The organism is Microvirga alba, from assembly GCF_015694465.1.
GTDB lineage: Bacteria > Pseudomonadota > Alphaproteobacteria > Rhizobiales > Beijerinckiaceae > Microvirga > Microvirga alba.
Map to the genome: position 1 here is coordinate 114,055 of NZ_JADQDO010000002.1, position 23,093 is coordinate 137,147.

The 23,093-nt window shown below is 62.5% G+C and carries 19 protein-coding genes; 11 read left to right on the forward strand and 8 right to left on the reverse strand.

Translation table 11 applies throughout. The features are described 5' to 3' along the window. Positions 1 to 78: 78 nt before the first annotated feature. The 5 genes from I2H38_RS04890 to I2H38_RS04910 form a co-directional block, all read right to left on the reverse strand. Positions 79 to 1,887, reverse strand: coding sequence for a glycoside hydrolase family 15 protein (locus tag I2H38_RS04890; protein ID WP_196270715.1), 1,809 nt, complete (start codon positions 1,885 to 1,887; stop codon positions 79 to 81). Further along, positions 1,884 to 2,660 carry a trehalose-phosphatase gene (otsB, locus tag I2H38_RS04895; protein ID WP_229426559.1) on the reverse strand — a complete coding sequence of 259 codons (777 nt, stop codon included), beginning with the start codon at positions 2,658 to 2,660 and terminating at the stop codon, positions 1,884 to 1,886. Before otsB ends, I2H38_RS04890 begins: the two co-directional genes overlap by 4 nt. Continuing rightward, positions 2,653 to 4,884: an alpha,alpha-trehalose-phosphate synthase (UDP-forming) gene (locus I2H38_RS04900; protein WP_196270716.1), complete on the reverse strand. Its 2,232-nt coding sequence runs from the start codon at positions 4,882 to 4,884 to the stop codon at positions 2,653 to 2,655. Before I2H38_RS04900 ends, otsB begins: the two co-directional genes overlap by 8 nt. Positions 4,885 to 5,206: 322 nt before the next feature. Beyond that, complete coding sequence (locus I2H38_RS04905) at positions 5,207 to 6,529, reverse strand: HlyD family type I secretion periplasmic adaptor subunit (RefSeq protein ID WP_229426560.1); 1,323 nt, start codon at positions 6,527 to 6,529, stop codon at positions 5,207 to 5,209. Continuing rightward, positions 6,530 to 8,299, reverse strand: coding sequence for a type I secretion system permease/ATPase (locus tag I2H38_RS04910; protein ID WP_196270717.1), 1,770 nt, complete (start codon positions 8,297 to 8,299; stop codon positions 6,530 to 6,532). It abuts the gene before it with no gap. Between the two features lie 622 nt (positions 8,300 to 8,921). Between I2H38_RS04910 and I2H38_RS04915 the strand changes: the two genes are divergently transcribed. The 7 genes from I2H38_RS04915 to I2H38_RS04945 all read left to right on the forward strand — a co-directional run bounded on the left by I2H38_RS04915 (position 8,922) and on the right by I2H38_RS04945 (position 16,485). Further along, complete coding sequence (locus I2H38_RS04915) at positions 8,922 to 10,073, forward strand: glycosyltransferase family 4 protein (protein WP_196270718.1); 1,152 nt, start codon at positions 8,922 to 8,924, stop codon at positions 10,071 to 10,073. Further along, a complete protein-coding gene (locus tag I2H38_RS04920; protein ID WP_196270719.1) occupies positions 10,070 to 10,723 on the forward strand; it encodes a class I SAM-dependent methyltransferase in 654 nt (217 codons plus the stop codon). The genes I2H38_RS04915 and I2H38_RS04920 overlap by 4 nt, the downstream gene beginning before the upstream one ends. A gap of 141 nt (positions 10,724 to 10,864) precedes the next feature. Then, the gene (locus I2H38_RS04925; RefSeq protein ID WP_196270720.1) at positions 10,865 to 11,365 is read left to right on the forward strand and encodes a Fur family transcriptional regulator; all 501 of its coding nucleotides are present in this window, start codon (positions 10,865 to 10,867) and stop codon (positions 11,363 to 11,365) included. Between the two features lie 99 nt (positions 11,366 to 11,464). After that, positions 11,465 to 12,754, forward strand: a complete 1,290-nt coding sequence (ispG, locus tag I2H38_RS04930; RefSeq protein ID WP_229426561.1) for a flavodoxin-dependent (E)-4-hydroxy-3-methylbut-2-enyl-diphosphate synthase — start codon at positions 11,465 to 11,467, stop codon at positions 12,752 to 12,754. 192 nt (positions 12,755 to 12,946) lie between these two features. Then, the gene (locus tag I2H38_RS04935; protein WP_196270721.1) at positions 12,947 to 14,878 is read left to right on the forward strand and encodes a potassium transporter Kup; all 1,932 of its coding nucleotides are present in this window, start codon (positions 12,947 to 12,949) and stop codon (positions 14,876 to 14,878) included. 41 nt (positions 14,879 to 14,919) lie between these two features. Next, a complete protein-coding gene (locus tag I2H38_RS04940; RefSeq protein WP_196270722.1) occupies positions 14,920 to 15,477 on the forward strand; it encodes a GNAT family N-acetyltransferase in 558 nt (185 codons plus the stop codon). A 93-nt stretch (positions 15,478 to 15,570) separates the two neighbouring features. Then, positions 15,571 to 16,485 carry a DMT family transporter gene (locus I2H38_RS04945; protein ID WP_324617348.1) on the forward strand — a complete coding sequence of 305 codons (915 nt, stop codon included), beginning with the start codon at positions 15,571 to 15,573 and terminating at the stop codon, positions 16,483 to 16,485. Here I2H38_RS04945 and I2H38_RS04950 read toward each other — a convergent pair. Further along, positions 16,475 to 16,972, reverse strand: a complete 498-nt coding sequence (locus I2H38_RS04950; protein WP_196270723.1) for a GNAT family N-acetyltransferase — start codon at positions 16,970 to 16,972, stop codon at positions 16,475 to 16,477. The genes I2H38_RS04945 and I2H38_RS04950 overlap by 11 nt on opposite strands. A 2-nt stretch (positions 16,973 to 16,974) precedes the next feature. Then, positions 16,975 to 17,901 (reverse strand): polyprenyl synthetase family protein, encoded by a 927-nt coding sequence (locus tag I2H38_RS04955; RefSeq protein WP_196270724.1) that lies wholly within the window; start codon positions 17,899 to 17,901, stop codon positions 16,975 to 16,977. 1 nt (position 17,902) lies between these two features. Here I2H38_RS04955 and mtgA point away from each other — a divergent pair, with 1 nt between their 5' ends. The 4 genes from mtgA (at position 17,903) to I2H38_RS04975 (ending at position 22,194) form a co-directional block, all read left to right on the forward strand. After that, a complete protein-coding gene (gene mtgA, locus I2H38_RS04960) occupies positions 17,903 to 18,691 on the forward strand; it encodes a monofunctional biosynthetic peptidoglycan transglycosylase (protein WP_196271316.1) in 789 nt (262 codons plus the stop codon). A gap of 126 nt (positions 18,692 to 18,817) precedes the next feature. After that, positions 18,818 to 19,003: a 50S ribosomal protein L32 gene (rpmF, locus tag I2H38_RS04965; RefSeq protein WP_196270725.1), complete on the forward strand. Its 186-nt coding sequence runs from the start codon at positions 18,818 to 18,820 to the stop codon at positions 19,001 to 19,003. A gap of 218 nt (positions 19,004 to 19,221) precedes the next feature. Next, positions 19,222 to 20,862, forward strand: a complete 1,641-nt coding sequence (locus I2H38_RS04970) for an EAL domain-containing protein (protein ID WP_196270726.1) — start codon at positions 19,222 to 19,224, stop codon at positions 20,860 to 20,862. A 99-nt stretch (positions 20,863 to 20,961) separates the two neighbouring features. Next, positions 20,962 to 22,194: a calcium-binding protein gene (locus I2H38_RS04975; RefSeq protein ID WP_196270727.1), complete on the forward strand. Its 1,233-nt coding sequence runs from the start codon at positions 20,962 to 20,964 to the stop codon at positions 22,192 to 22,194. An 88-nt stretch (positions 22,195 to 22,282) separates the two neighbouring features. Here I2H38_RS04975 and phaR read toward each other — a convergent pair whose 3' ends face one another. Beyond that, positions 22,283 to 22,858 (reverse strand): polyhydroxyalkanoate synthesis repressor PhaR, encoded by a 576-nt coding sequence (gene phaR / locus I2H38_RS04980; RefSeq protein WP_196270728.1) that lies wholly within the window; start codon positions 22,856 to 22,858, stop codon positions 22,283 to 22,285. Between the last annotated feature and the right edge of the window lie 235 nt (positions 22,859 to 23,093).

The window sequence follows — 23,093 nt, forward strand, 5'->3', positions numbered from 1 at the left end:
TGTTTCCGAAACCCCTGAGCCGAAGCATGACCCGGCAAAACGGAACGCGGTTTGCCGAAAAGATCATGCTCCAAGAATTCAGAACGCTTCCTCCCAGCTCCGGCTCAGGCGTACGGCGGAATTGATGAGACCCACCATGGAGTAGGTCTGCGGGAAATTGCCCCATAACTCGCCGGTCGTGAAGTCGGCATCTTCGGAAAAGAGGCCGAAGGAGTTGCGAAGGCTCAAAATACGCTCGAACAATTCACAGGCTTCCTGCTTCCGCCCGATGGCGTTGAGGGCATCCACATACCAGAAGCCGCAAATCATGAAGGCGTTGTGCATAAGGCCGAAATCGTCCTCGATTCCATAGCGCAAAAGCAGATCTCCACGCCGCAGCACCTTCCCCACCGCCTCCACGGTTGCGATGAAGCGCGGATCGTCCGGCTTAACGAAATTCAGTTCGGACAACAGAAGAAGGGTCGCATCGAGGTCGTCGCCATTGAAGGAGGAGACGAAGGTCCCCTTCCCTGGGTTGAAGGCGCGGGCATCGATGATCGCGTGCATGCGGTCGGCCTGCCCTCGCCAGAAGGCGGCGCGGTCTTCACGATCCATCGCAAGCGCGATCTTGGCGAGACGGTCGCAGGCCGCCCAGCACATCACGCTCGGAAAGGTGTGCACGGCAGCCTTGGTGCGCAGCTCCCAAGGGCCCGCATCAGGCTGGTCGAACACCTCGATCGCCCGCTGTCCGAGCTGTTCGAGATGATTGAAAAGGGCCCTGTTCCCGGTGCGGATGAGGCGCTTGTCGAGAAAAGCGTGCGTCGAGGCCAAAACGATGCTGCCATAGGCGTCGTTCTGAATCTGGGTATAGGCCGCATTGCCGACGCGCACCGGCCCCATGCCGCGATAGCCCGCCAGCGCGCTCGCCTCGCGCTCTTCGAGATTCGTCGACCGGGTGATGCTGAAGAGCGGCGGCATGTCCTTCTGCTCCGGCCGCGCCTCCGCATCATCGGCGATATTCGTGATGTAGGTGAGGTATTCCTCCATCGTCTTCGTCGTGCCGAGCCGGTTGAGGGCCTGGATGACGAAATAGGCATCGCGCAGCCAGCAATAGCGGTAATCCCAATTGCGCTGCGTGTGCGGCGCTTCCGGGACCGAGGTTGTCAGCGCGGCGACGATGGCGCCCGTTTCCTCGAAGTTGCAGAGCTTGAGGGTGATGGCGGCGCGGATGACCGCCTCCTGCCAATCGAACGGGATCGACAGCGAACGCACCCAATCGCGCCAGAAGTCGATGGTCTTGTCGAGAAACTCGCGCGCGGTGGCGTCGGCCTCCGAGCGCAGAGGTTCATCCTCCCCGAAGAAAAACGACATGGGACGCTCGACGACGAAAGGGCGTTCCTCATGCACATAGGACACCGACGCATCTGTCGTCATCCTGAGCGAGTGATGCGGCCCGACGAAGCGCAGATGGTTGCTGCCGCGTGTGAGATTGGGCTGAGTCGCGCCCCATTCGTAGTGTGGGCGCAGCCTCACCCGAATGCGCGGGCGGCCCTTCACCGGATTGACGCGGCGGATCAATTGCGGCGGGCGAAACGTACGGTCGAAATATTTGAAGCGTGGCGCAAAATCTGTGATCTCGACGATATTGCCATAAGCATCCGTCATCCGCGACACGAGGATCGCGGTGTTCTGAAGATAGCTCTGCTCGCAGCTCACCATCCCGATCTGATCGATGGCGAAGACACCGCGCTGATCAGCATCGTTGCGGTTCTCTGGACTATCGAGAAGCGCTGAGAAGACCGGGTCGGCGTCGAACCGGGGAAAGCAGCTCCAGACGATCTGCGCGCGACGGTCGATCAGCGCCGCGATCATGCAATTGCCGATGACGGCAAGGTCGAGTGAACTCATGTCCCTGATGCCTCATGGAAAGGAAGCGTGCCGGTGGTAGCCCATGCGGACAGCAAATGCCTCAGGTCGGAAGGCGTTCCCACGCGCTGCTGCGCGACCGTCTCACCCCGGCCGACGCGCACCGAAAGGCCACGATGAGCATTCACCAACTTGAATCCGTTCTCGTCGGTCAGATCATCCCCGATGAAGATCGGGCGACGCCCGCGATAAGGCGTCTGATGAAGAAACCGCTCGATGACATTTCCCTTTCCCGCACCGGATGGCACGATTTCCGCCACCGCCTTGCCGTATTGAATCCGATAGCCGTTACCCAAGGCCTCGAGAGCCGCATGCGCCATCGCGAGTGCGAATTCCTTCTCCTGAGGCGCAAGCCGCCAATGGAGTGCCACAGAGCACCCCTTGTCCTCGATCAAAAGGCCGGGCTTATGCTTCACGCTTTCGTCCAATCGCCGCACCATGTCGCGAAGGCGCGGATGATCCTCAGGGTCGCACAAATAGAGTTCATCGCCGATGCGGTGCTCAAGGCCGTGAAGGCCCGCAATATCGAAGCGATGAGGCGCGAAGCGTTGATCGAGGAACGCAATCGGCCGCCCGCTGATAATGGCGAGCGCACCGTTCAGCCGCGCCTGCAATCCCGTGAGTATTTGTGGCAGGACCGGATCGACCACAACGGCTTCCGGACGCTCGGCGATCTCCACGAGGGTTCCATCGAAATCCAGGAACAGCGCATAATCATCGATCGCGGAAGCCTTCCCTGATATCATCTCACGCATTGGCAGACGCTCGTCTCCGCCCCGCCGCAATCAAACGCCTGATCCGCAGCCGTTTGCGCAAGCGAGATGCAGCAAGCAGCATCTGCCCTGCCCAGCGGTAGACATTGCGCTCGCGCACCTGATCGCGCATCAAGCGCATTCGTTCGCGTTGCTCCTCCGGTGGCATGGTGAGCGCGCGATTGAACGCTTCACCCATGGCGTGAGCATTGTAAGGATTGACGATCAAGGCCTCCGACAACTCGCGCGACGCGCCGGCGAAGGCCGAGAGAATGAGAACGCCCGACTCATCGTCGCGCGCTGCGACGAATTCCTTGGCGACGAGATTCATGCCGTCATGCAAACTGGAGACAACGCAGATGTCAGCTGCGCGAAACAACTCGAAGACTTGATCCGGCCCGTGATGGCGGATGAGGAGTTTGATGGGTTCATACCCCTCCGTGCCATGTCTCGTATTGATGTCGCGCGCCAGGGCCTCGGCTTCTTCCTGGAGCTGCCGATAACTCGCCAGCTTGCTCCGTGTCGGGGCGGCAACCTGCACGAAGACGAAACGCCCTTTCCATTCCGGATACTCGGTGAACAGATTGTCGATGACCTGCATCCGGTCGATGATGCCCTTGGTGTAGTCGAACCGTTCGATCCCGACGCCGATGCGCATATCGGGCGGCAGCCCGAGACGCTGCCGAACGGCATGGCGGCATTCCTCGATCGACTTCTGGCCCGCAAGCGCTGTCGGCGGCCATTCAATGGAGATGGGATACGGGCGGATCAAGGTTTCCTCGCCACCATAGGTGACCGAGTCGCGCTCGCGGTCGATGCGGCTCTCCACATAGGTGTCGACCGCATCGAGGAAATGGTTGCAATGGGCCTGAGTGTGAAATCCGAGGATCGACGATCCTAACAGGCCGTCCACGATCTCCTCACGCCAGGGGCAGATGCCAAAGGTCTCCGCGTTGGGCCAGGGGATATGCCAGAACGTGACGATGGTCGCACGTGGAAGCCGCTCGCGGATCATGCGCGGCAGAAGCGCGAAGTGATAATCCTGCACGAGAATGACCGGATCCTCGCGCTTGGCCTCAGCCACGACCGCCTCCGCGAATTTTTCGTTGACCGCCCGGTACATCCTCCAATCGGATTCGCGGAAAGCCGGGCGCACGAAAGCGATGTGGCAGAGCGGCCAGAGGCCCTCGTTGGCCGCACCGTAATAATAGCCCTCCTGTTCTTCTTCCGTCAGCCAGACGCGGCGCAGGGTGTAGGACGGATTGTCCGGCGGAACGGCGACGCGGTCATAGGCATCGACGGATTCGCGGTCCGCCGTACCACTGCCATGCGCAATCCAGGTTCCGCCACAGGCGCGCGTGACCGGCTCCAAGGCCGCGACGAGACCGCTTGCGGGGATCTGCAGGACGATGCCGTCCTCCGTGCGATTGTGGATGTAGGGCTCGCGGTTCGACACCACGATGACCTCCGACCCCGATAGCTCATTCGACAGGGTCGCGCGCAAGGTTTCCGGGTTCCAATCCGTATGCGCCGCTTCGATGGTCCGGCGCGTGGCGTCGAGCTCTTGCAGCACATCGTGGATCTCCTTCCCGATGGCGGGAAGGTCCTCGTCGACGGAGGGCGTCGGTGTTCCAGTGCGCGCATTTTCCATGGCCTGCCGGATCGAGGCAACCCAGCGTCTCATGATAAGAAGAGCGATCGTCGCAACGAGCGCCGCAGCCCCCAATGCCACGCCCGCCAGCGCCAAGAGAATGGAGCTCCGCGCCTGGGTCCCCCGCCGCTCCACAAAGCTCATGTCGTGGAGAACGACGAGATGCCCTGCCCGTCCATTCACATTCAGCGGAAAGGCGCTGATCAGGGTATTGCCGCCTTGTTCCCGGATCGTGAAGGAACTCTCCCCATCGGACTGCGCCGCCTGCGCACAAGAAAAGAAGCTGGGCATATTTTTCGTCTGAAAGCGCAGCTGCTGCCCTTCGCAATATCCGATGGCAAGGACGCGTTCGTCTGTTGCAATGCGCTCGAACAATTTTTCGACTTGCGCGGAGTCATTGTGCGCCAGGAGTTCGACAACCTGGTCGCGAGCGGTGCTGAAGACCAATCGTGAACGCAGCTCCACGTCACGGCGCGACCATTGTTCCACGAACGATGTTGCGAAAGGCAACACAGCTAGGATCACAATGGCGGCGACCAGAATTGCAATTCCGCCAAACCGAAGAATGAGTCGCAAAAGTCCCTTCCCTCCCAAAACCAATTTGAAGCTTTGCCCCAACGGCTAAGCTTTAAACTCCCGGGAAGGCGCAAAGTTTCGTCCGGAAGGTCCGTGCGGCGAAGGGAGGCACGGACTACAGAGGAATTTCCGGTGAAGCTGCCAGGGACTTAGCCGCCACGGCGCAAGGCAAAAAAAATCCGCGACCGACGCGTTTGCGCCGGCCGCGGACAGGATTGGTCGCGTGAGGGGAAGAAGCCTAGGGTATGATCATGTCTCTCTGACATATGATCATACTCTGGTTTTCCGCATGATCCTTCCGGAAGACCGGATTGATCATGCTCTAGTGCTCGCGGAAAGCGCGCGCCATCTGCTCTTTCATCGGCTTGAAGAAGTACTCGAACGGCGTGCGCTCGTTGACTTCGACGAAGACCTCGGCCTGCATGCCCGCAATGATGCGCAGGTTTTCGAGACGCTTGATTTCGCTCGCCGGCAGCTCAACGCGAATGGTGTAGAAGGATGCACCACTCTGCTGATCGCGCGACACGTCCGCCGAAATCCGGCTGACCGCTCCGTGAAGCTCGGGAATCAAGCGCTGGTTCGAAGCGTGAACGCGAACCGTGGCCGCCTGTCCGATGGCGACCTGGTCGATCTCATTCGGCATCACTTTGGCTTCGAGCTCGAGCTTGTCGTTCATCGGAACGATGAGCATGACGGGCTCGGCCGGCGAGATCACGCCGCCGACGGTATGAGCATTCAGCTGATGAACATAGCCGTCGCTGGGCGAACGGATATCGATGCGCTTCAACTGGTCCTCGGCCGCGACGCGACGCTCGGTGTATTCCGCCACGCGGCCCTGCATTTCACGCAGATCCTTCAGAGCCTCGGCGCGCATTTCCTCATCGACCTGGATGATCTGCAAGGACGTTTCGGCGATGCGCCCTTCGGCCTGCGCGACCGCTGCGATCAACTGGCCGCGTTGGCCCTCGATGCTGGCACCATCGCGCTCCAGTGCATTCAAGCGCGGGAGCTGAACGAGGTTCTTCTGGTAGAGGTCCCGAACGCCCTTGAGCTCCTCGGAAATCAGCTCCGCCTCACGGACTTTCGCATTCTGCTGGGCCTTGAGTCCGATGATTTCATCCTCGGACTGGGCAATGCGCTTTCTGAGCTGGCTCTTCTGCGCATCGCGGGCGGACCGGCGGGCCTCGAAGAGAGTTCGCTCGGAGGCCATCATGGTCTTGACGCCGGGCTCATCGAGCCGATTGGCGAATTCGGGCGGCGTCTTGACCTCCGGGGCTCCGTCGCGCTCGGCTTCAAGCCGGGCCTGACGGGCGAGGAACTCGTCGAGCTGCTTTGACACGACCTGCAGGTTGGCGCGGGTCACGGTCTCGTCCAAACGGATCAGCAGATCGCCCTGCGAGACGCGGGATCCCTCATGAACCTTCAGCTCGCCGACGATGCCGCCGGTCGCATGCTGAATTTTCTTCACGCTGGTATCGACCACGAATTGACCGCCGGCGACGACAGCGCCGGACAGGTTCGCGGTCGCGGCCCAGAGCCCGATCGTGCCACCGAACAAGGCGATCATCGCCATGCCCGCCGTCGCCGAGCGACGCAGGGCCTCCTGATGAAGCGAACGCTTCGTTTCTTTTACTTCGATCATCATTTAACCAACCTCCCGCAGAGTCGCGGCAGACGCGGCTCCCTGTTGCGGCCGCGCGGGGGCGGGCGTCGCATTACGTTTCATGACTGCCTGCAAGACCTCATCGCGCGGACCCATGGCCTTGATGCGGCCCTCTTCCATGATCGCCACGAGGTCGACATGCCCGAGCGCGGCGGGACGATGCGTGATGACGATCACGACACCACCGCGCTGCCGCACGGACAGAATGGCCTGGTTCAGAGCCTCATCGCCGGCGCCGTCGAGGCTGGCATTCGGCTCGTCGAGCACCACCAGGAACGGATTGCCGTAGAGGGCGCGCGCCAGGGCAACGCGCTGACGCTGGCCGCCCGAGAGGCTAGCTCCGCTCTCGCCGATACGGGTGTCGTATCCTTCCGGCAGATTGAGGATCAGCTCATGTGCACCTGCGGTGCGAGCGGCCTCAATGATCGCCTCCGCCGATGCCTCGGGCTGGAAGCGGGAGATGTTCTCGGCAACCGTGCCCTCGAACAACTCCACATCCTGCGGCAGATAGCCGATATGACGACCAAGATCATCCGATTCCCACTGATCGAGCGCCGCTCCGTCGAGACGGATTTGGCCGCGTAGGGTCGGCCAGACGCCGACGAGCGAGCGGGCGAGTGTCGACTTGCCCGAGGCGCTCGGTCCGATGAGGCCAAGACCCTGACCGGCTGTCAGCTGCAGGGAGGCGGCCTGAACGATCGGCTGCTGGGTACCGGGGGCGCCAACATAGGCGTCCTCGACCGAAACGGAGGCCTGCGGCGCCGGGAGGCTCATACGCGGATCCTGTGCCGGCACGATCGTCATGATGTGCTGGAGGCGACGATAGCCCTGGCGCGCCGCCACGAAGCCCTTCCAATGGGCGACGGCGATTTCGATGGGAGCCAGCGCACGGGACATCATGATCGACGCCGCGATCATCAGACCGCCGGACATCTGGCCCTGGATCACGAGATAGGCGCCAAGACCCAGGATGCCCGACTGCAACACCATGCGGAAGACTTTGGCGAACGCGCTGATGCCCGAGGCTGCTTCGCTGGCGCGAAGACCGTCGTTCACGTGGCGGCAATGCACCTCGTCGTAACGGTTGGCCAGGAACCTCAGCATGCCGAGCGCGCGGATGGCCTCGGCGTTGCGGCGGCTGGTTTCAGCCATCGTATGGCGTTCGGCGGCGCTCTTCGTCAGCTCGTAGGACGGCCCCTTGCTCTTGGCGTCCGTGTAGAGGGTCAGAATGACGATGCAGACGCCGCCCAGCACCGACATGACGCCGAGCCAGGGATGAATGATGAAGCAGCCGATGAAGAAGATCGGCATGAAGGGCATGTCGAATAGAGCCGTCGGCCCGAGGCTCGAAAGGAAACCGCGGATCTGATCGAGATCACGGATCGGCTGCATGCTTTCCGAGTGCTTCGCGCCCTTGAGCGGCATCGTCGCCACAAGGTCGAAGACGCGCGCCGACAGCATTTCGTCGAAGCGGGCGCCGATCCGCGCCAGCATCTTTCCGCGCAGCATGTCGAGGCCGCCCTGGAGCACGTAAGCAGCCAGGACGATCAGCGACAGGCCGACCAGAGTCGCGATGCTCCGGCTGGACAGCACCCGATCATAAATCTGGAGCATGTAAATGGAGCCGGTCAGGGCCAGGATGTTGACGACCGCCGAAAAGATCGCGACGCCGGTGAAAGAGGGACTGCATGATTTCAGAGCGTCATAGACCTCTGTGCTCTCTTCCCTATGGCTTTTGGATCGTTGCTTCATGTTGTTCTTCCATAGGCGGACCAGGATGCGGAGGCCGCGCCGTCCAGTTACGGTGACACCATGCAGACGGGGACAAGTCTAACACGATGCTAGCCGCCTCGCGACGGCTGATACGTTGGGCTAATACTTATGAGAACATGCAAATTACGCTGCTACGCAGCATTTCAATTTCGTGTCGCTCGCAGAAAGTGAAGAGCCCCAAAAGCAGCGCATTACGTTACGCCATGTCTTTTGTAACCCTATTCCATGTCATTGTGTCAACTGAAATGCATCGTAATTTCATGACCTTTTTTATGCACCTCTCCAAGTGGAGGGGGACATAACGTGATCACCCTCCATCGGATGGGAGCTGTTGGTTAAAACTCGTGGTTAACGCACGTTTGGCTGACGGATGTGGTCGCAATGTGGACAGCCAAGCATTCTCTCGGACGGCCGTCCCGCTTGCGCATCGCCTTCCGCCGAATCATCGAGCCGTCGAAGCGCGACGCGGCGGAGAGCGGCCTGATGGGTGAACCGGGAAGGAAAAAAGCCCGCGCAACCTCTTGATGGGGGAGGACGAAAAGGGAGGTTCCCTCGTCTCGGCGCGACGGTTAGAAGGGTTGACCTTCAGTCTGGAACGCCCGTGTCAGCCGCGCTTCAACCCAATCTCCATGGCCGCAAACTCGTCTTCGTCGTCACCGAAGACTGGTTCTTTGTGTCGCACTTCCTGCCCATGGCCCGGGCAGCACGCGAGCTCGGCCTTGATGTCGCGGTCGTGACGCGCGTGCGGTCGCATCGCGGCGCGATCGAAGCCACGGGTGCGCGGGTGATCCCTCTCGAAGCCGAGCGGCGCAGCCTCAACCCGATGGCGGCCGGCTTTGCGGCGGGGCAATTGGCCTCGATTCTCAAGGCCGAACGAGCGGACCTCGTGCATTGCATCGCACTCAGAAGCATCCTTGTCGGCGGCTTCGCGGCGATGCTGGCCGGCGTCGGCGCGCGGGTCTATGCCTTGACCGGCCTCGGCTTTCTGGGTGCGAGAACGGACGGGGTCGGACGCCTCTCCCAGCAAGCCGTGCGGCTTTTGGTGCGAAGCCTGGAGACCGGGCGGACCCGTTATCTGTTCGAAAATACGGATGACCCCCGATTGCTTGGTCTCGACCCGACGGGGTCCCGGGTGACTATCGTCGGCGGGGCGGGGATCGACCCTGACGCCCTCCTACCCTCCCCCCTCCCCGCGTTTCCGCCGCTCAAGGTCGCGGTCGTCGCCCGCATGCTGTGGTCCAAGGGCATCGACCTCGCGGTTGAAGCCGTTCGCGCGGCGCGAGCGCAAGGCGCTGCCGTCGAGCTTTCCCTCTACGGCGCGCCCGACCCCTCGAATCCCAAGGCGATCCCGGAAGAGACCCTGGAGGCCTGGAACGCGGAGCCCGGCATCGCTTGGCATGGCCCGACGCGCGACATCGCCGCAGTCTGGCGTGATCATCATGTCGCGTGCCTGCCTTCGCGGGGAGGCGAGGGATTGCCCCGCACCCTTCTGGAGGCCGCCGCCTGTGGCCGCGCAATCGTCACGACGGATGTCCCCGGCTGCCGCACCTTGGTGCGCAACGAGGTGGAAGGAAAGATCGTACCACCTGACGACGCCGCCAGCCTGACCGAGGCCTTCGTCTCCCTCGCCGCTCGGCCGGACCTCGTTGCCCGCATGGGCGAGGCGGCCCGCATCCGCGTTCTCGACGGCTTCACAGAGCGCAATGTCATGGACGCCGTCAAAGGGCTCTATGCCGAGATCCTGACCTCATGATCGCGGACCCGGTCGCCTTCATCCGTGCCGAGACGCGCCTGCGTCCGGTGCCCCACACGCCGGAACTCTCCCTGCACGTGGCGGATGAAGCCACAGAGCTCTGGCAGAAGACAGAAGAGGAACTCGGCAGGATCGGCCTTCCTCCGCCGTTCTGGGCCTTCGCGTGGGCCGGAGGACAAGCGCTTGCGCGTTATGTTCTCGACAACCCTGAGACGGTTCGCGGGCGTCGCGTGCTCGACTTTGCCTCTGGCTCTGGGCTCGTCGGGATCGCCGCCAAGAGGGCCGGCGCGATGGCAGTCACGGCATGCGACATCGATCCGTTCGCGGTCGCGGCAATTCGTCTCAACGCTGAGGCCAACACTGTCAGCCTCTATGCCGTTCAGGAGGACCTCGTCGGCCAGGACCAAGGCTGGGACACGATTCTCGCGGGCGACATCTGCTACGAACGCGACCTCGCCGAACGGGTGAGCGATTGGCTGTTCGGCTTGAGCGAGCGGGGCGCCACGGTTCTCATCGGCGATCCGGGGCGCAGCTACCTCCCGAAGGACCGCCTCGAAAGGCTTGCTCTGTACGAGGTCCCGGTGACTCGCACGCTTGAGGATTCGGACATCAAGAAAACCAGCGTTTGGCGCTTCCGAACCCGCTCGTGAATCGGCCACCGGGGCCGAAATGATACTTTGTTGCAAAAACCCTCTATGAATGAGTAGCATTATAACCTATACGAACGGAGTGGATTTCGGGTTCGATACCCTCTGATCCAACACCTTTGACTCCGACGATGGGTGATCAAGATGGCCAGATTGGCAGCTTACAAGCAGCACCACGAGCAGAGTGAGGGCGCTTGCGCCCACGCCATTGGGCAATCTGAGAAGGCTGAACGGGCACTCGCGCAGTCCGAAGCCATCTGCCGGGCCCATGGCGTCAGGCTGACGCCGATCCGCCGAAAGGTGCTCGAAACCCTCTATGCGACCCGCAGGCCTCTTGGCGCGTATGATCTCGCGGAAGCCCTCGCTCCGGATGGCCGCCGGCTTGCTCCAGTCACGATCTATCGGGCCCTGGAATTCCTGATCGAGCAGGGGCTCGCCCATCGGCTGGCGAGCCAGAACGCCTATATCGCAACGTTCCATGATGACCATGAAACAACGGCGTTTCTGATCTGTGAGGAGTGCGGAGACGTGAACGAGATCAATCCCGACGCCCTCAGCAGTACCCTCGCCGGGCTCGTTCAAGCCGAAGCCTTTCGACCGCACGCCAGATTTCTCGAAATAACCGGTAAGTGCTCGCAGTGCTAAGAAATCGCCTGATTCGGCTATCCCTGTCACGCTTGACGGAGAGGGCATTTCGCTTCAGCTAGTCAGCGGCAGCCTGGAGTTGCCGTTCTGGATCGCCGCATGTCCTTGATGTCCTCATCTCCTGTCGATGAAATGCTCTCCGAGACGCTGGCCGGACCGGCCCCGCGACACACCACGGTTGGTGTGCGGGTGGGATCAGTCCTCGTCGGCGGCGGGGCGCCTGTTGTCGTCCAGTCGATGACCAACACCGATACGGCCGATGTGGACGCCACTGTGGCCCAGGTCGCGGCTCTGGCGAGGGCTGGCTCGGAAATCGTCCGCATCACCGTCGACCGGGACGAGGCCGCGGCGGCCGTGCCGAAAATCCGCGAGCGACTCGACCGGCTCGGCGTCACAGTCCCCCTGGTCGGCGATTTTCACTATATCGGCCACCAACTTCTCGCCGATCACCCGGCCTGCGCCGAAGCCCTTGAAAAATATCGCATCAATCCGGGAAATGTCGGCTTCAAGGACAAGAAGGACCGGCAGTTCAGCGCCATTGTCGAAATCGCGATCAAGCACGGCAAGTCGGTGCGCATCGGCGCTAATTGGGGCTCGCTCGATCAGGAATTGCTCACCCACCTCATGAACGAGAACGCCGCCTCGGCCAATCCGCGCGAGGCGCGCTGGGTCACCCGCGAGGCAATGGTCCAGTCGGCGCTCCTGTCGGCCGCCCGCGCTGAGGAGATCGGCCTCGGGCGCGACCGTATCATTCTCTCCGCCAAGGTTTCCGCCGTTCAGGACCTGATCGCCGTCTATCAGGAGCTCGCCCGGCGATCCGATTACGCTATCCATCTCGGCCTGACTGAGGCCGGCATGGGCTCGAAGGGCATCGTGTCCTCCTCGGCCGCCATCGGCATCCTGTTGCAGCAAGGCATCGGCGATACCATCCGTTATTCCCTCACGCCGGAGCCCGGAGGCGACCGGACGCTTGAGGTCAAGACCGCCCAGGAACTGCTCCAGACCATGGGCTTTCGCGCCTTCGTGCCGCTGGTCGCCGCCTGCCCGGGTTGCGGACGCACCACGTCGTCCGTCTTCCAGGAGCTGGCGCGGGACATCCAGAACTGGATTTCGTCCTCCATGCCCGAATGGCGCCGGCAATATCCCGGCGTCGAGGGTCTGAACGTCGCCGTGATGGGCTGCATCGTGAATGGACCGGGCGAGTCGAAACATGCCCATATCGGCATTTCGCTGCCCGGGACGGGCGAACAGCCGACCGCGCCGGTCTTCATTGACGGCCGCAAGGCCGTGACCCTTCGTGGGCCGACCTTGGCGCAAGATTTCCAGAAGATCGTGCTCGACTATATCGAGAAGAACTACGGTCTCACTGGGCGTGATGCGGCAGAATAGGCGTGCCGGACGCTTTTCAAACCCTGAACGGCTGTTCAAATTCCGTTTTAAGCTTGCGCACGATGTGCTAGAGAGCCCGCCGCGCCGGCACTGACGACCGCCGCGTCCAACGAGGAGGGGCCGTCCCTTCGTCGCTCTGAAGCGCGTTTGAACGAGAACCGTCTGGCAGGCCTACCCGAAAAAGAAGATCATATGGCAGATCAACATGCTGTCGCCGCCGGACTCGCCAGCTCGGGCGCTCCGGAGACCACCTTATCCGAAAATCACGCCAAGCTCGGTCCTTGGACCCTCATGCTTGGGGCCATCGGCGTGGTCTTTGGCGACATCGGCACCAGTCCGCTCTACGCGTTCAAGGAATCCGTCGCGGCCGCCTCCCATGGTGGCCCGCTGACGCGCGACATCATTCTGGGTGTCCTGTCGCTGATCCTGTGGTCTCTCGTTCTGGTCGTGACCGTCAAATACGTGTTCATTCTCCTGCGCGCCGACAACCGGGGCGAAGGTGGAACGCTGACCCTCGTCGCTCTGGCGCAGCGTGCGACGGGCAAGAAGCGCGGGCTCGTCCTAATGCTCGGCATCGCAGGCGCGGGGCTGTTCTACGGCGATGCCGTGCTGACGCCCGCGATCTCGGTTCTCTCAGCCGTCGAGGGTCTGAAGCTCACCACGCCCGCGCTCGAATCCTACGTGGTGCCGATCACGATCGTGATCCTCACGACGCTCTTTCTCGTCCAAAGCCATGGCACGGGACGGGTCGCCGCCTTTTTCGGCCCGGTCATGCTGGTCTGGTTTGCGACGCTTGCGCTAACGGGCGCGTTGCACATCGCCGACGATCCGACCGTTCTGTTGGCAATGAGCCCCCATCACGGGGTCATGTTCTTCGTCAATCATCCGACCGTTTCGCTCATCGTTCTCGGCGCGGTTTGCCTGTCGGTGACAGGCGCGGAAGCGCTTTACGCGGATCTCGGGCATTTCGGCGCGAAGCCGATCAAGAGAGCCTGGCTCTACCTGATTTTCCCGGCGCTCGTGATCAACTATTTCGGCCAGGGCGCGCTCGTGCTCTCGGACATGACCGCTGCGGAATCCCCGCTCTTCCGGCTCGTGCCGGAATGGGCCCTCCTCCCGATGATCGGACTGGCGACGCTTGCCACGATCATCGCGAGTCAGTCGGTGATTACCGGAGCATTCTCTCTCACCCGTCAGGCCGTGCAGCTCGGATTGCTGCCCCGCATGGAGATCCGCTTTACCTCGGAGGCGCATCAGGGCCAGATCTATCTGCCGCGGGTGAACATGCTGCTCCTGTTCGGTGTGATCGTGCTGGTCCTGATTTTCGGCTCGTCGAGCAACCTGTCCCATGCCTACGGCGTATCCGTGTTCGGCGCGATGGCGGTGGATGCCGTTCTTGCCATCATCGTGATCTGGCGAGGCTGGCGCTGGTCGCTCGCCTTGACGCTTGTGGCGATGCTCCCCTTCCTCTTCATCGATCTCGCCTTCTTCGGCGCCAATCTGATGAAGCTGTTCACGGGCGGCTACGTCCCGGTGCTCCTCGCCGCCGTCCTCATCACGCTGATGTGGACCTGGGTGAAGGGGACCAGCATCCTGTTCGAGAAGACCCGCAAGGTCGACGTACCCTTCCTCGAACTGGTGAAGATGTTGGAGAAGAGCCCGCCGCACCGGGTGAAGGGAACCGCCGTGTTCCTGACCAGCGACCCCGATACCGCGCCCGCCGCGCTCCTGCACAATCTCAAGCACAACAAGGTGCTGCACGAGAAAAACGTGATCCTGACCATCCGCAGCGAGGACGTGCCGCGCGTGGAGGATGAAGACCGGATCGAGATCGAGGCTGCCGGCGATTCGTTCTGGCGCGTGCGCATGAGCTACGGCTACATGGAGACGCCCAACATTCCGCGCGGCCTCGCCATCCTGCGCAAGCAGGGCTTCAAGTTCGACATCATGGCGACGTCGTTCTTCCTTTCGCGGCGCTCCATCCGCCCCGCCGCCCATTCCGGCATGCCGCTCTGGCAGGACAAGGTTTTCATCGGCCTCGCGAAATCGGCCAGCGACGCCACGGACTTCTTCCAGATCCCGACGGGACGCGTGGTGGAAGTCGGCACGCAGGTCACCGTGTAAGAGTTGTCCTTTGGGCGGCCCGATGTCACTGTCGGGCCGCTATGACCGACACGATTACTCTCATCCGTCCCAACCTCGATTGGTTGCCGTCTTACGAACGCGCCTTGGCCCAAGGCTGGTCGCCCGACACCACGCGGGACGTCAGCGGCGAGTTCCTGGACAAGCTCCGGCGCGATCCCGAGCGCTTCCTGCACGATCTCCACAACAGTCCGACCATCCGGCTATCGGATGGCCGCGACGTTCCGCGTCTGCCGGCCCATGATTTCTGGATCAGCGACGGCGAATTCTGCGGCAGGATCAGCTTTCGCTATCAGCCGGGAACAGAGGAACTGCCGCCGAACGCCCTTGGGCATATCGGCTACGCTATCGTGCCCTGGAAGCGCAAACGCGGCTATGCCACGCAAGCGCTGCGGCAGATCCTGCCCGTTGCCCGCAGCGAAGGCTTCTCCCGGGTGCAGATTTCCTGCGACGCAGAGAACGAAGCTTCTCAAAAGGTTATTCTCGCCAATGGCGGAGTGCTCGCGAAAACGACGCCCCACCCAGACCACCCTGGGCAAGTAAAATTCGTTTACTGGGTGCGGACACCCGAAGGCCAATAAGCCAGCCCTGTTGCGTTTCGCTGGGTTTGGGGTCGCCTTGACCGTCTGGGATATTGCCCGTAACCGAACGGGCAACCCCTGTGAGGACCAAACGTGACCGTTGCCGCCCCTGCCCCCAAGGCCCGTTTCTACTTCAGCCGAAGCGAGGCCGTGCTGATCGGCGTCACGATGATCTGGGGCGCGACCTTCCTGATCGTTCAGAACGCGCTCGCCGTGAGCGGACCGCTGTTCTTCGTCGGCCTGCGCTTCGGCAGTGCGGCCCTGATCATGGCGGTCATCGCCGCCCCGGTGCTGCGCGGCATGACCTTTGCCGAGTTCAAGGCCGGCGTCCTGATCGGCATTGCCATTTTCCTAGGCTACACGCTCCAGACCTACGGGCTCCAGACCATCCCGAGCAGCAAATCCGCCTTCATCACAGCGCTTTACGTGCCCATCGTTCCCCTGCTGCAATGGCTCGTTCTGCGCCGGCCGCCGCGTTTCATGTCGTGGCTCGGCATCGCTCTGGCCTTCGCCGGCTTGATCCTGCTCGCAGGTCCTGAGGGAACGTCGATCGGGCTCGGCATCGGAGAATTGCTGACACTTCTCAGCGCCATCGCCATCGCGGCCGAGATCATCCTGATCGGCGGCTATGCCGGTCGCGTCGATGTCCGTCGTGTCACGGTGGTGCAACTCGCCACCACCTCGCTGCTGGCCCTCGGTTGGATGGCTCCTTTGGGAGAATCCGTGCCGACCTTCTCATGGCTGCTGGTCTTCAGCGCCGTCGGCCTCGGCATCGCCAGCGCCGGCATCCAGCTTGCGATGAATTGGGCGCAGAAGACGGTTTCGCCCACACGGGCAACCGTGATCTATGCCGGCGAGCCGGTCTGGGCCGGAATCGTCGGCTGGTACGCGGGCGAGCGCATGGTTGCCGCCGCCCTCATCGGCGCAGGCCTGATCGTCGCCGGCGTGATCGTGAGCGAGATGACACCGCCGCGCTGGGCCAAAGGCCGGCGATCAGTCAATGCGTGATCGCCAAGCCTGACAACCATTCCGGCCGCAGGATCGACATCAGCACCTGCGAGACCCGCCGACCATCGGGCCACGCATAAGCCTCACGCAAAAACCCGTCTTCTTGAAAGCCGACGCTGCGATAGACGTGCCGTGCCCGTTCGTTGTGAACGAACACATCGAGCCAGAGACGATGGGTCCCCTCGCGGCTGAACGCGTTCGCCATGACGAGCCGCAGGAAAGCCTTGCCGAAGCCAGCGCCCGGCTCGTGCACGGCAACGCGTTTCAACAGGACATTACCCGACGGATCGTCGAGATCGCGCAAGATGGCGAATCCATTGGGCGCGCCATCCTTCTCGCCGATGAGATAGGTGCTTGCCGGTTTCGAGAATTCGCCTTCGTGCTGGTCACGCTCCCAGCGTCCGACAAGATCGCCAAAGCCCTCGCGACGCTCCGTTTGCATGATGAAGGGAATGTCGGCGCGCTCGGCAGGCCGGATCGTGACCACCTCTAGATCTCCCGCTCCACGACGAAACGCACCGCCGCGCGCAGGGTCTCCGCGTCGGAACCAAAACCTTCAAGCGCGGCTTCGGCCTTCTCGACGAGTTGGCGGCATTCGCGCCGCGCGCCATCCATTCCGAGAAGATCGACGAGGGTGGCTTTGCCCTTCTCCTGATCCTTGCCGGTGCGCTTGCCGAGCGCCTCCGCCGAGGATTCCCGGTCGAGGATGTCGTCAGCCACCTGGAATGCCGCGCCGAGCGCGCGCCCGTAATCCTTGAGGTTCCGCAAGGCCGCCGCATCGGCACGGCCGAGGATCGCGCCGGCCTCGACGGAAAAGGTCAGGATCGCGCCGGTCTTCATCATCTGCAGCAACCGCACCTCGGCCTCGGTCAGATGGGCCGCCCCATAGCGCCCCTCCGCCGCCAGATCGAGCATCTGCCCGCCGACCATGCCCCCAAGGCCGGAAGCGCAGGCGAGGCCGAGAACCAGTTCGGACCGGATGGCCGGATCGAGATCGGTGGCGGAATCGGCGAGCACCTCAAAGGCAAGGGTCTGCAGGGCATCGCCCACGAGAATTGCCGTCGCCTCATCAAAAGCCTTGTGAACGGTCGGGCGGCCCCGGCGCAGGTCGTCATCGTCCATGGACGGCAGATCGTCGTGAACCAGGGAATAGCAGTGCAAAAGCTCGATGGCGCACCCGACCCGCAAGGGGCCTTCGCCCTCATGCCCGAACAGGCGCGCCGCCTCGATGGTCAGGAAGGGCCGCAGGCGCTTTCCTCCTCCCAAAGCAGCGTAGCGCATGGCCGCCATGAGGCGGGCGGGTCTCGCAATCTCGCCGTGATGCGCTTTGTCTGCTAGCAAGTCCGCGAGACTTGCCTCGACAGATGTGGCCGCTTCGGTGAGCCGTGCCGTGAAAGTGCTGGTGGATGCCGTCATGATGAGCCTGGATTCGGATGGTGCGTCCGCTCCGTCCGAGGAGAGCGCGAAAGGACAATCCCGGCCGGAATGGACGCTGCGGCCGGGACGGCTGAGGCGCCCTTCGGCAACCCTTCGTGCGCTCCGCCGCCTCGTCCGGATCAGCCTGGGGCTTATTCTCTTATGGGTGTCGGCGGTCATTTGGCTAGGTCTATTGTACTGGGTCGTCCCTCCGGTCTCGACGCTGATGCTCGGCCGGTGGATCAGCTTTCAGCCGGTTTCACGCGATTACGTGAACCTTGAGAACATATCACCGCACCTGCCGCTCGCCGTCCTGACCTCGGAAGACAGTCGCTTCTGCCAGCATGGCGGGGTGGATTGGGACGCTTTGCGGGAGGTTGTCGCGGCGGCCGACGAGGACGGACCCTCACGGGGCGCATCCACCATCCCCATGCAGACGGCCAAGAACCTGTTTCTCTGGCCCGGCCGGTCCTATCTCCGCAAAGGCCTGGAGCTTCCCGTCGCGCTCTATCTCGACCTGATCTGGTCGAAACAGCGCATGATGGAGGCCTATCTCAACGTCGCCGAGTGGGGCGAGGGAATCTTCGGGGCTGAGGCGGCGGCTCAGAAATATTTTCGCAAACCCGCCCGCAACCTCACCCGGCGGGAGGCGGCCCTTCTCGCGACGGCCCTGCCGAACCCGCTGGTGCGCAACCCCAGCCGCCCGAGCGCCCGTCATAGGGTCTTGGCGGAACGGCTCATGGCGCGTATGGAAGGGGCAGCTCCTTTCAGCGACTGCCTCAAGAACTAAGCGGCAGACGGGCAAGGGGACTAGATATTTCCCTGAAGACCTTGTATGAGGCCGGACCTTATCAAGTTTGAATGTGAGCGTTTCCCGGTTTGAGCGGGCGCTCCGCTGTTTGACCGGAGACGAAAAATGGCCGTTCCAAAAAGAAAAACGTCGCCCTCGCGGCGCGGAATGCGTCGCTCCGCCGATGCCTTGCAGGCCCCGACCTATATCGAGGACAAGGATTCTGGCGAGCTGCGCCGCCCTCACCACATCGACCTGAAGTCCGGCATGTACCGTGGCCGTCAGGTTCTGAAGGCGAAGGCTGAAGCGTAAAAAATCGCTACATGCGACAAGAAAGACCGGCGCCTTGAGCGCCGGTTTTTTTATGCCCCGACCGCGCCGCTCGGGCCAGTTTCCGTTTCGATTTTTTACAATTCGTTAAGTTTCAGGCCCGATCCTAGACCCTGTTTTCAGAGGTATTTTCGGGGGGGCAGCGTTTCATCGCCGCCGCCTGCTGCCCCGATGTATGCGTATGTCGAGGGTGTGAGTTCATGGTGACGAAGCGGCACGGCGGGGCGGGGATCTTTACCGGCGCATCCCGGACGCCACGCAAGCGCCAGGCTCCCACGGGCCCGCAATCGTCCCTCACCGCCCTTGGCGGCGTCGCCTATTGCTGGGACATCGCCACGGACACCCTGACCTGGGGGCCGAACGCCGCCCACCTGTTCGGCCCTTCGTCCCACGCCCTACCCCGGACCGGCCACGCCTTGTCGCAGATGGTGGAGCCTGGAAGCGGGCTCGACCGCCGGGCGGCGCTGAAGCCGGAGGACGGCCCCCGCTACGACACCCGCTATGCCTTGCGATTCGGCCCCGACCACGTGGCCATGGTGCAGGACGCGGGCCGCTTTCAGGCCGATGCGGAGGGACGCCCCGCCTTCGTACGCGGCCTGCTCCGGATCGATCCGAAGGCGAGTGCGAAGGAGCTCCTGCCTGCCACGATCAGGGCGCGCTCGGCCCTCCTCGAGCGTGTACAGGACGAGATCAACGAGGCGCTGCGGTTCTCCCATACCTGCACCCTGATCGTCGGCTCGTTCGACGAAGATGCACCGGAATCGCGAGAGGACATCGCACGGGCAGTGCGTCCGCTGATGCGTCGCCGCGATCACGTGGCGATTCTCACCTCTAACCGCTTCGCGCTCATGCTCACATCCTGCCCCCTGGCAGAGGCCGAGAGCGCCATGAAACGCCTCGCTGGGCTGTTAGGCGCATACCCCAACTTGCGCCTCGGCGCGGCCTGCGGGCCTGAGCAGACGTTCGAGGCAACGGCCTTGCTGCGCGCGGCGGAGCAGGCGCTGGACACGGCGCAGTCCGGGGCCGACGCGGCTTTCCTGCATGATGCCCGCAAGAACCCTCGCACTCCCTCACCCGCATCGAAACGGGCCCCCTACGACCTGATTGCCGCGCTCAATGATCGCCGGCTCGTACTGGCCTCCCGGCCGATGGTGGATGCGCATTCGCGTCACCCGGCCCTGCTCCAGACCTGTGCCGCCATTGCTGGTCCGGACGGGGACGTGATCCCCCTCAATGCGATCCCGGCCCTGGCGGAGGCCAATCTCGCCGCGCTCATCGACGGCCGTATGCTGGAGCTTGCGGCGGATCACCTCGTCCGGCATCCGGGCGAGCGCCTCGTGCTGCCGATTGCCGATGCGACCCTGCACGATGCGGAATGGTTGACCATGCTCGCCGCCCATCTCGGCGCGCGCCCCGGCATCGCGTCGCGGCTTCTGATCGAAGTCCCCGAGGTGGCCTTGCTCGATGCCGCCGCGGCGCGCGGGCGTCTCGATGCCATGAAGGCGCTCGGGATCGGCATCGCGCTCGGCGGGTTCGGAACCGGACACGCCACCTGCACGCATCTGCAAGTCCTGCCGATCGACCTCCTGAAGATCGACGGCGTCTTCATCCAGTCCCTCAGGCGCTCGACCGACGACCGACTCTTCGTCAGCACATTGGTCGATCTCGCCCATCACCTCGGCATTGCGACCGCGGCGGAATGGGTGGACGACGAGGACACGGCCCGCCTCTTGCAGAGCTTGGGCGTCGATTACCTGCAAGGCGCTGCGTTCGGCGAAGTCGAGCCGATCGTCAGCCCTCAGCCGGCCTGGCGGAGAGTGACGGCGAATTCCGGTTCTTAAGGTAAAGCTTCGCCCATAGGATTGGGCCCTTGAGGACACATATCGACACAGTATAACAATCTATCCAATCAACGTGTCGGCTTGCCGAGGGATAGAACCTTGAGCGGATTATTCTCAAATAGCTCCGATTTCGTGTCCTTTCGCGAGGTCGCCGTCCCCGGAACGATGCCGGTTGTTGCAGGCACCTATGATGCCGGGACCCAATACAATGCCCGCGGCGGGGATGACGTCGTCTACTTGCCCGAGACCTACCGTGACTCCACCCTGTCCGGTTATTTCACCCCGCTCTTTCACGCCTTCAACGGCGGAGATGGAAATGACCGCATCTATGGCGGCTATTGGTATGGATGGTTCATCTCCGGAGGCGCGGGAGACGATTATCTGATCGGCTCCACGCGTGAGCCGGATGAACTCACCGGAGGCAAGGGGGACGACGTCCTGGTGTTTGGAGGATCGATGGGCGTCGAGAGCGCGGTCTTTTCCGGACGCAGCGCGAACTATCAGATCACGGTGGGCAAGGATGGGGTGACCACGGTTCGCGATCTCACCGGAGCCGATGGAGTTGACTCGCTTCTGATGCCTGGGGATTACGCCAGCAACATGCTCGTCTTCAAGGACAAGACCATTTCGCTTGCCGATGTTCTTGGCGAAAATCCTTGGCTGGGAGACCCTGACACGAGAATCGCCGGTCTCAAGCTCTCGGGCGACAGCCTCATTGGGCAAGATGCCTCCGACGTGCTGCGCGGCCTGGGCCGGAACGACGTCATGAAGGGCGAAGGCGGCTTCGACACGCTGTTCGGCGGCGCGGGAAACGATCGTCTCCTCGGTGGCGCGGGCGAAGACAAACTCTGGGGCGATACCGGCAAGCAGGCCTTGAAGGGCGGAGCCGACACACTCCTTGGCGGATCGGGAGACGATCAGCTCTTCGGCGAGGGCGGCAATGACATGCTCAACGGGGGCACCGGCAACGATCGGCTGAAAGGCGGCATGGGGGCCGATCAATTGACCGGCGGCTCCGGTGCCGACACCTTCGTTTGGAGCGACGTGCGGGAGACAGGCCGGACCATCGGCAACGCGGACCTCGTGCGCGATTTCCAAGCGGGATGGGACAAGCTCGATCTCTCAGCCATCGATGCCGATGTCACGCTGCCCGGCAACCAGGCCTTCACCTTCGTTGGAACGGAAGCATTCACCGGGCCGGGGCAGATCCGCTACGCCCATGTCAGCGGCGAGACGGTCCTTTATCTGAACGCGGATGCGGATCTGTCGGCCGATGCGATCATCCGCCTTTCGGGCCAGAAGATTCCACAGGCCGATTGGTTTGCGCTTTAGATCAGAACAAGTGGAAACCGGTTGTTCGCCCGGATCATGCGCAACAAAAAATCTAAAGCCTGATCAGCGCGAATATTATCGGAGGGCCTTACTGACGAGCAAGCTTGTCGAGCTTGGCCTGCATGTCCGCCATCTGGCGCTTCAGCGTTTCGAGATCGCTCGTGGCTTCACCCTGCGGTCCCTTTGTGTCCGGCGCACCGACCGGCATTTGCGGCGCGAATGGCGCGAACATGCTCATGGCTTCGGTGAAGAAGCTCATGTTCTTGCGCACCTGCTCTTCCATGGCCTGGAAGGCGGACGGCCCGAAGGCCTGCGCCATCTGATCCCGCAGCTTCTGCTGCTCCTGGGACAGGTTGTTCATGGAGAATTCGAGATAGCTTGGCACCAGCGATTGCAGGCTGTCGCCGTAAAAGCGGATGAGCTGGCGCAAGACGGTCACGGGAAGGAGGTTTTGGCCCTCCTTGTTCTCCTGCTCGAAGATGATCTGCGTCAGGACGGAGCGGGTAATCTCCTCGCCCGACTTCGCATCGAAGACGACGAAATCTTCGCCCTCACGCACCATGCCGGCGAGATCTTCCAGCGTGACGTAGGTCGATGTGCCGGTATGATAGAGACGGCGATTGGCGTATTTCTTGATGATCGTCGGCTGTTTTTCCGTCGCCATTTGGTCTCGTCGTGGTCCTGGTTTGAGCTGGAAAATCCAGCGCTTCCGGCTTTTCTCACCTCTCGGGGTTTGAGAGTTGAGCCCATATGCCCAGATTATAGGCGTAATACTGCACGATCAAAGCGCTAAAAGTCTAAGACATGCTCACTCCCGGTCGACCAGCCCCGACCATAGTGTGCTTGACTTCCCATCATCCGGGGCTTTGATCGCACCATCAATCGGCTGCTCAAACATG

What these genes read in the sequence shown, in the direction of transcription:
- I2H38_RS04890 (WP_196270715.1), bottom strand. Translation starts at nt 1,887, where the DNA reads ATGAGTTCACTCGACCTTGCCGTCATCGGCAATTGCATGATCGCGGCG.
- otsB (WP_229426559.1), bottom strand. Translation starts at nt 2,660, where the DNA reads ATGCGTGAGATGATATCAGGGAAGGCTTCCGCGATCGATGATTATGCG.
- I2H38_RS04905 (WP_229426560.1), bottom strand. Translation starts at nt 6,529, where the DNA reads ATGATGATCGAAGTAAAAGAAACGAAGCGTTCGCTTCATCAGGAGGCC.
- I2H38_RS04910 (WP_196270717.1), bottom strand. Translation starts at nt 8,299, where the DNA reads ATGAAGCAACGATCCAAAAGCCATAGGGAAGAGAGCACAGAGGTCTAT.
- I2H38_RS04920 (WP_196270719.1), top strand. Translation starts at nt 10,070, where the DNA reads ATGATCGCGGACCCGGTCGCCTTCATCCGTGCCGAGACGCGCCTGCGT.
- I2H38_RS04925 (WP_196270720.1), top strand. Translation starts at nt 10,865, where the DNA reads ATGGCCAGATTGGCAGCTTACAAGCAGCACCACGAGCAGAGTGAGGGC.
- ispG (WP_229426561.1), top strand. Translation starts at nt 11,465, where the DNA reads ATGTCCTTGATGTCCTCATCTCCTGTCGATGAAATGCTCTCCGAGACG.
- I2H38_RS04935 (WP_196270721.1), top strand. Translation starts at nt 12,947, where the DNA reads ATGGCAGATCAACATGCTGTCGCCGCCGGACTCGCCAGCTCGGGCGCT.
- I2H38_RS04940 (WP_196270722.1), top strand. Translation starts at nt 14,920, where the DNA reads ATGACCGACACGATTACTCTCATCCGTCCCAACCTCGATTGGTTGCCG.
- I2H38_RS04955 (WP_196270724.1), bottom strand. Translation starts at nt 17,901, where the DNA reads ATGACGGCATCCACCAGCACTTTCACGGCACGGCTCACCGAAGCGGCC.
- mtgA (WP_196271316.1), top strand. Translation starts at nt 17,903, where the DNA reads ATGAGCCTGGATTCGGATGGTGCGTCCGCTCCGTCCGAGGAGAGCGCG.
- rpmF (WP_196270725.1), top strand. Translation starts at nt 18,818, where the DNA reads ATGGCCGTTCCAAAAAGAAAAACGTCGCCCTCGCGGCGCGGAATGCGT.
- I2H38_RS04970 (WP_196270726.1), top strand. Translation starts at nt 19,222, where the DNA reads ATGGTGACGAAGCGGCACGGCGGGGCGGGGATCTTTACCGGCGCATCC.
- phaR (WP_196270728.1), bottom strand. Translation starts at nt 22,858, where the DNA reads ATGGCGACGGAAAAACAGCCGACGATCATCAAGAAATACGCCAATCGC.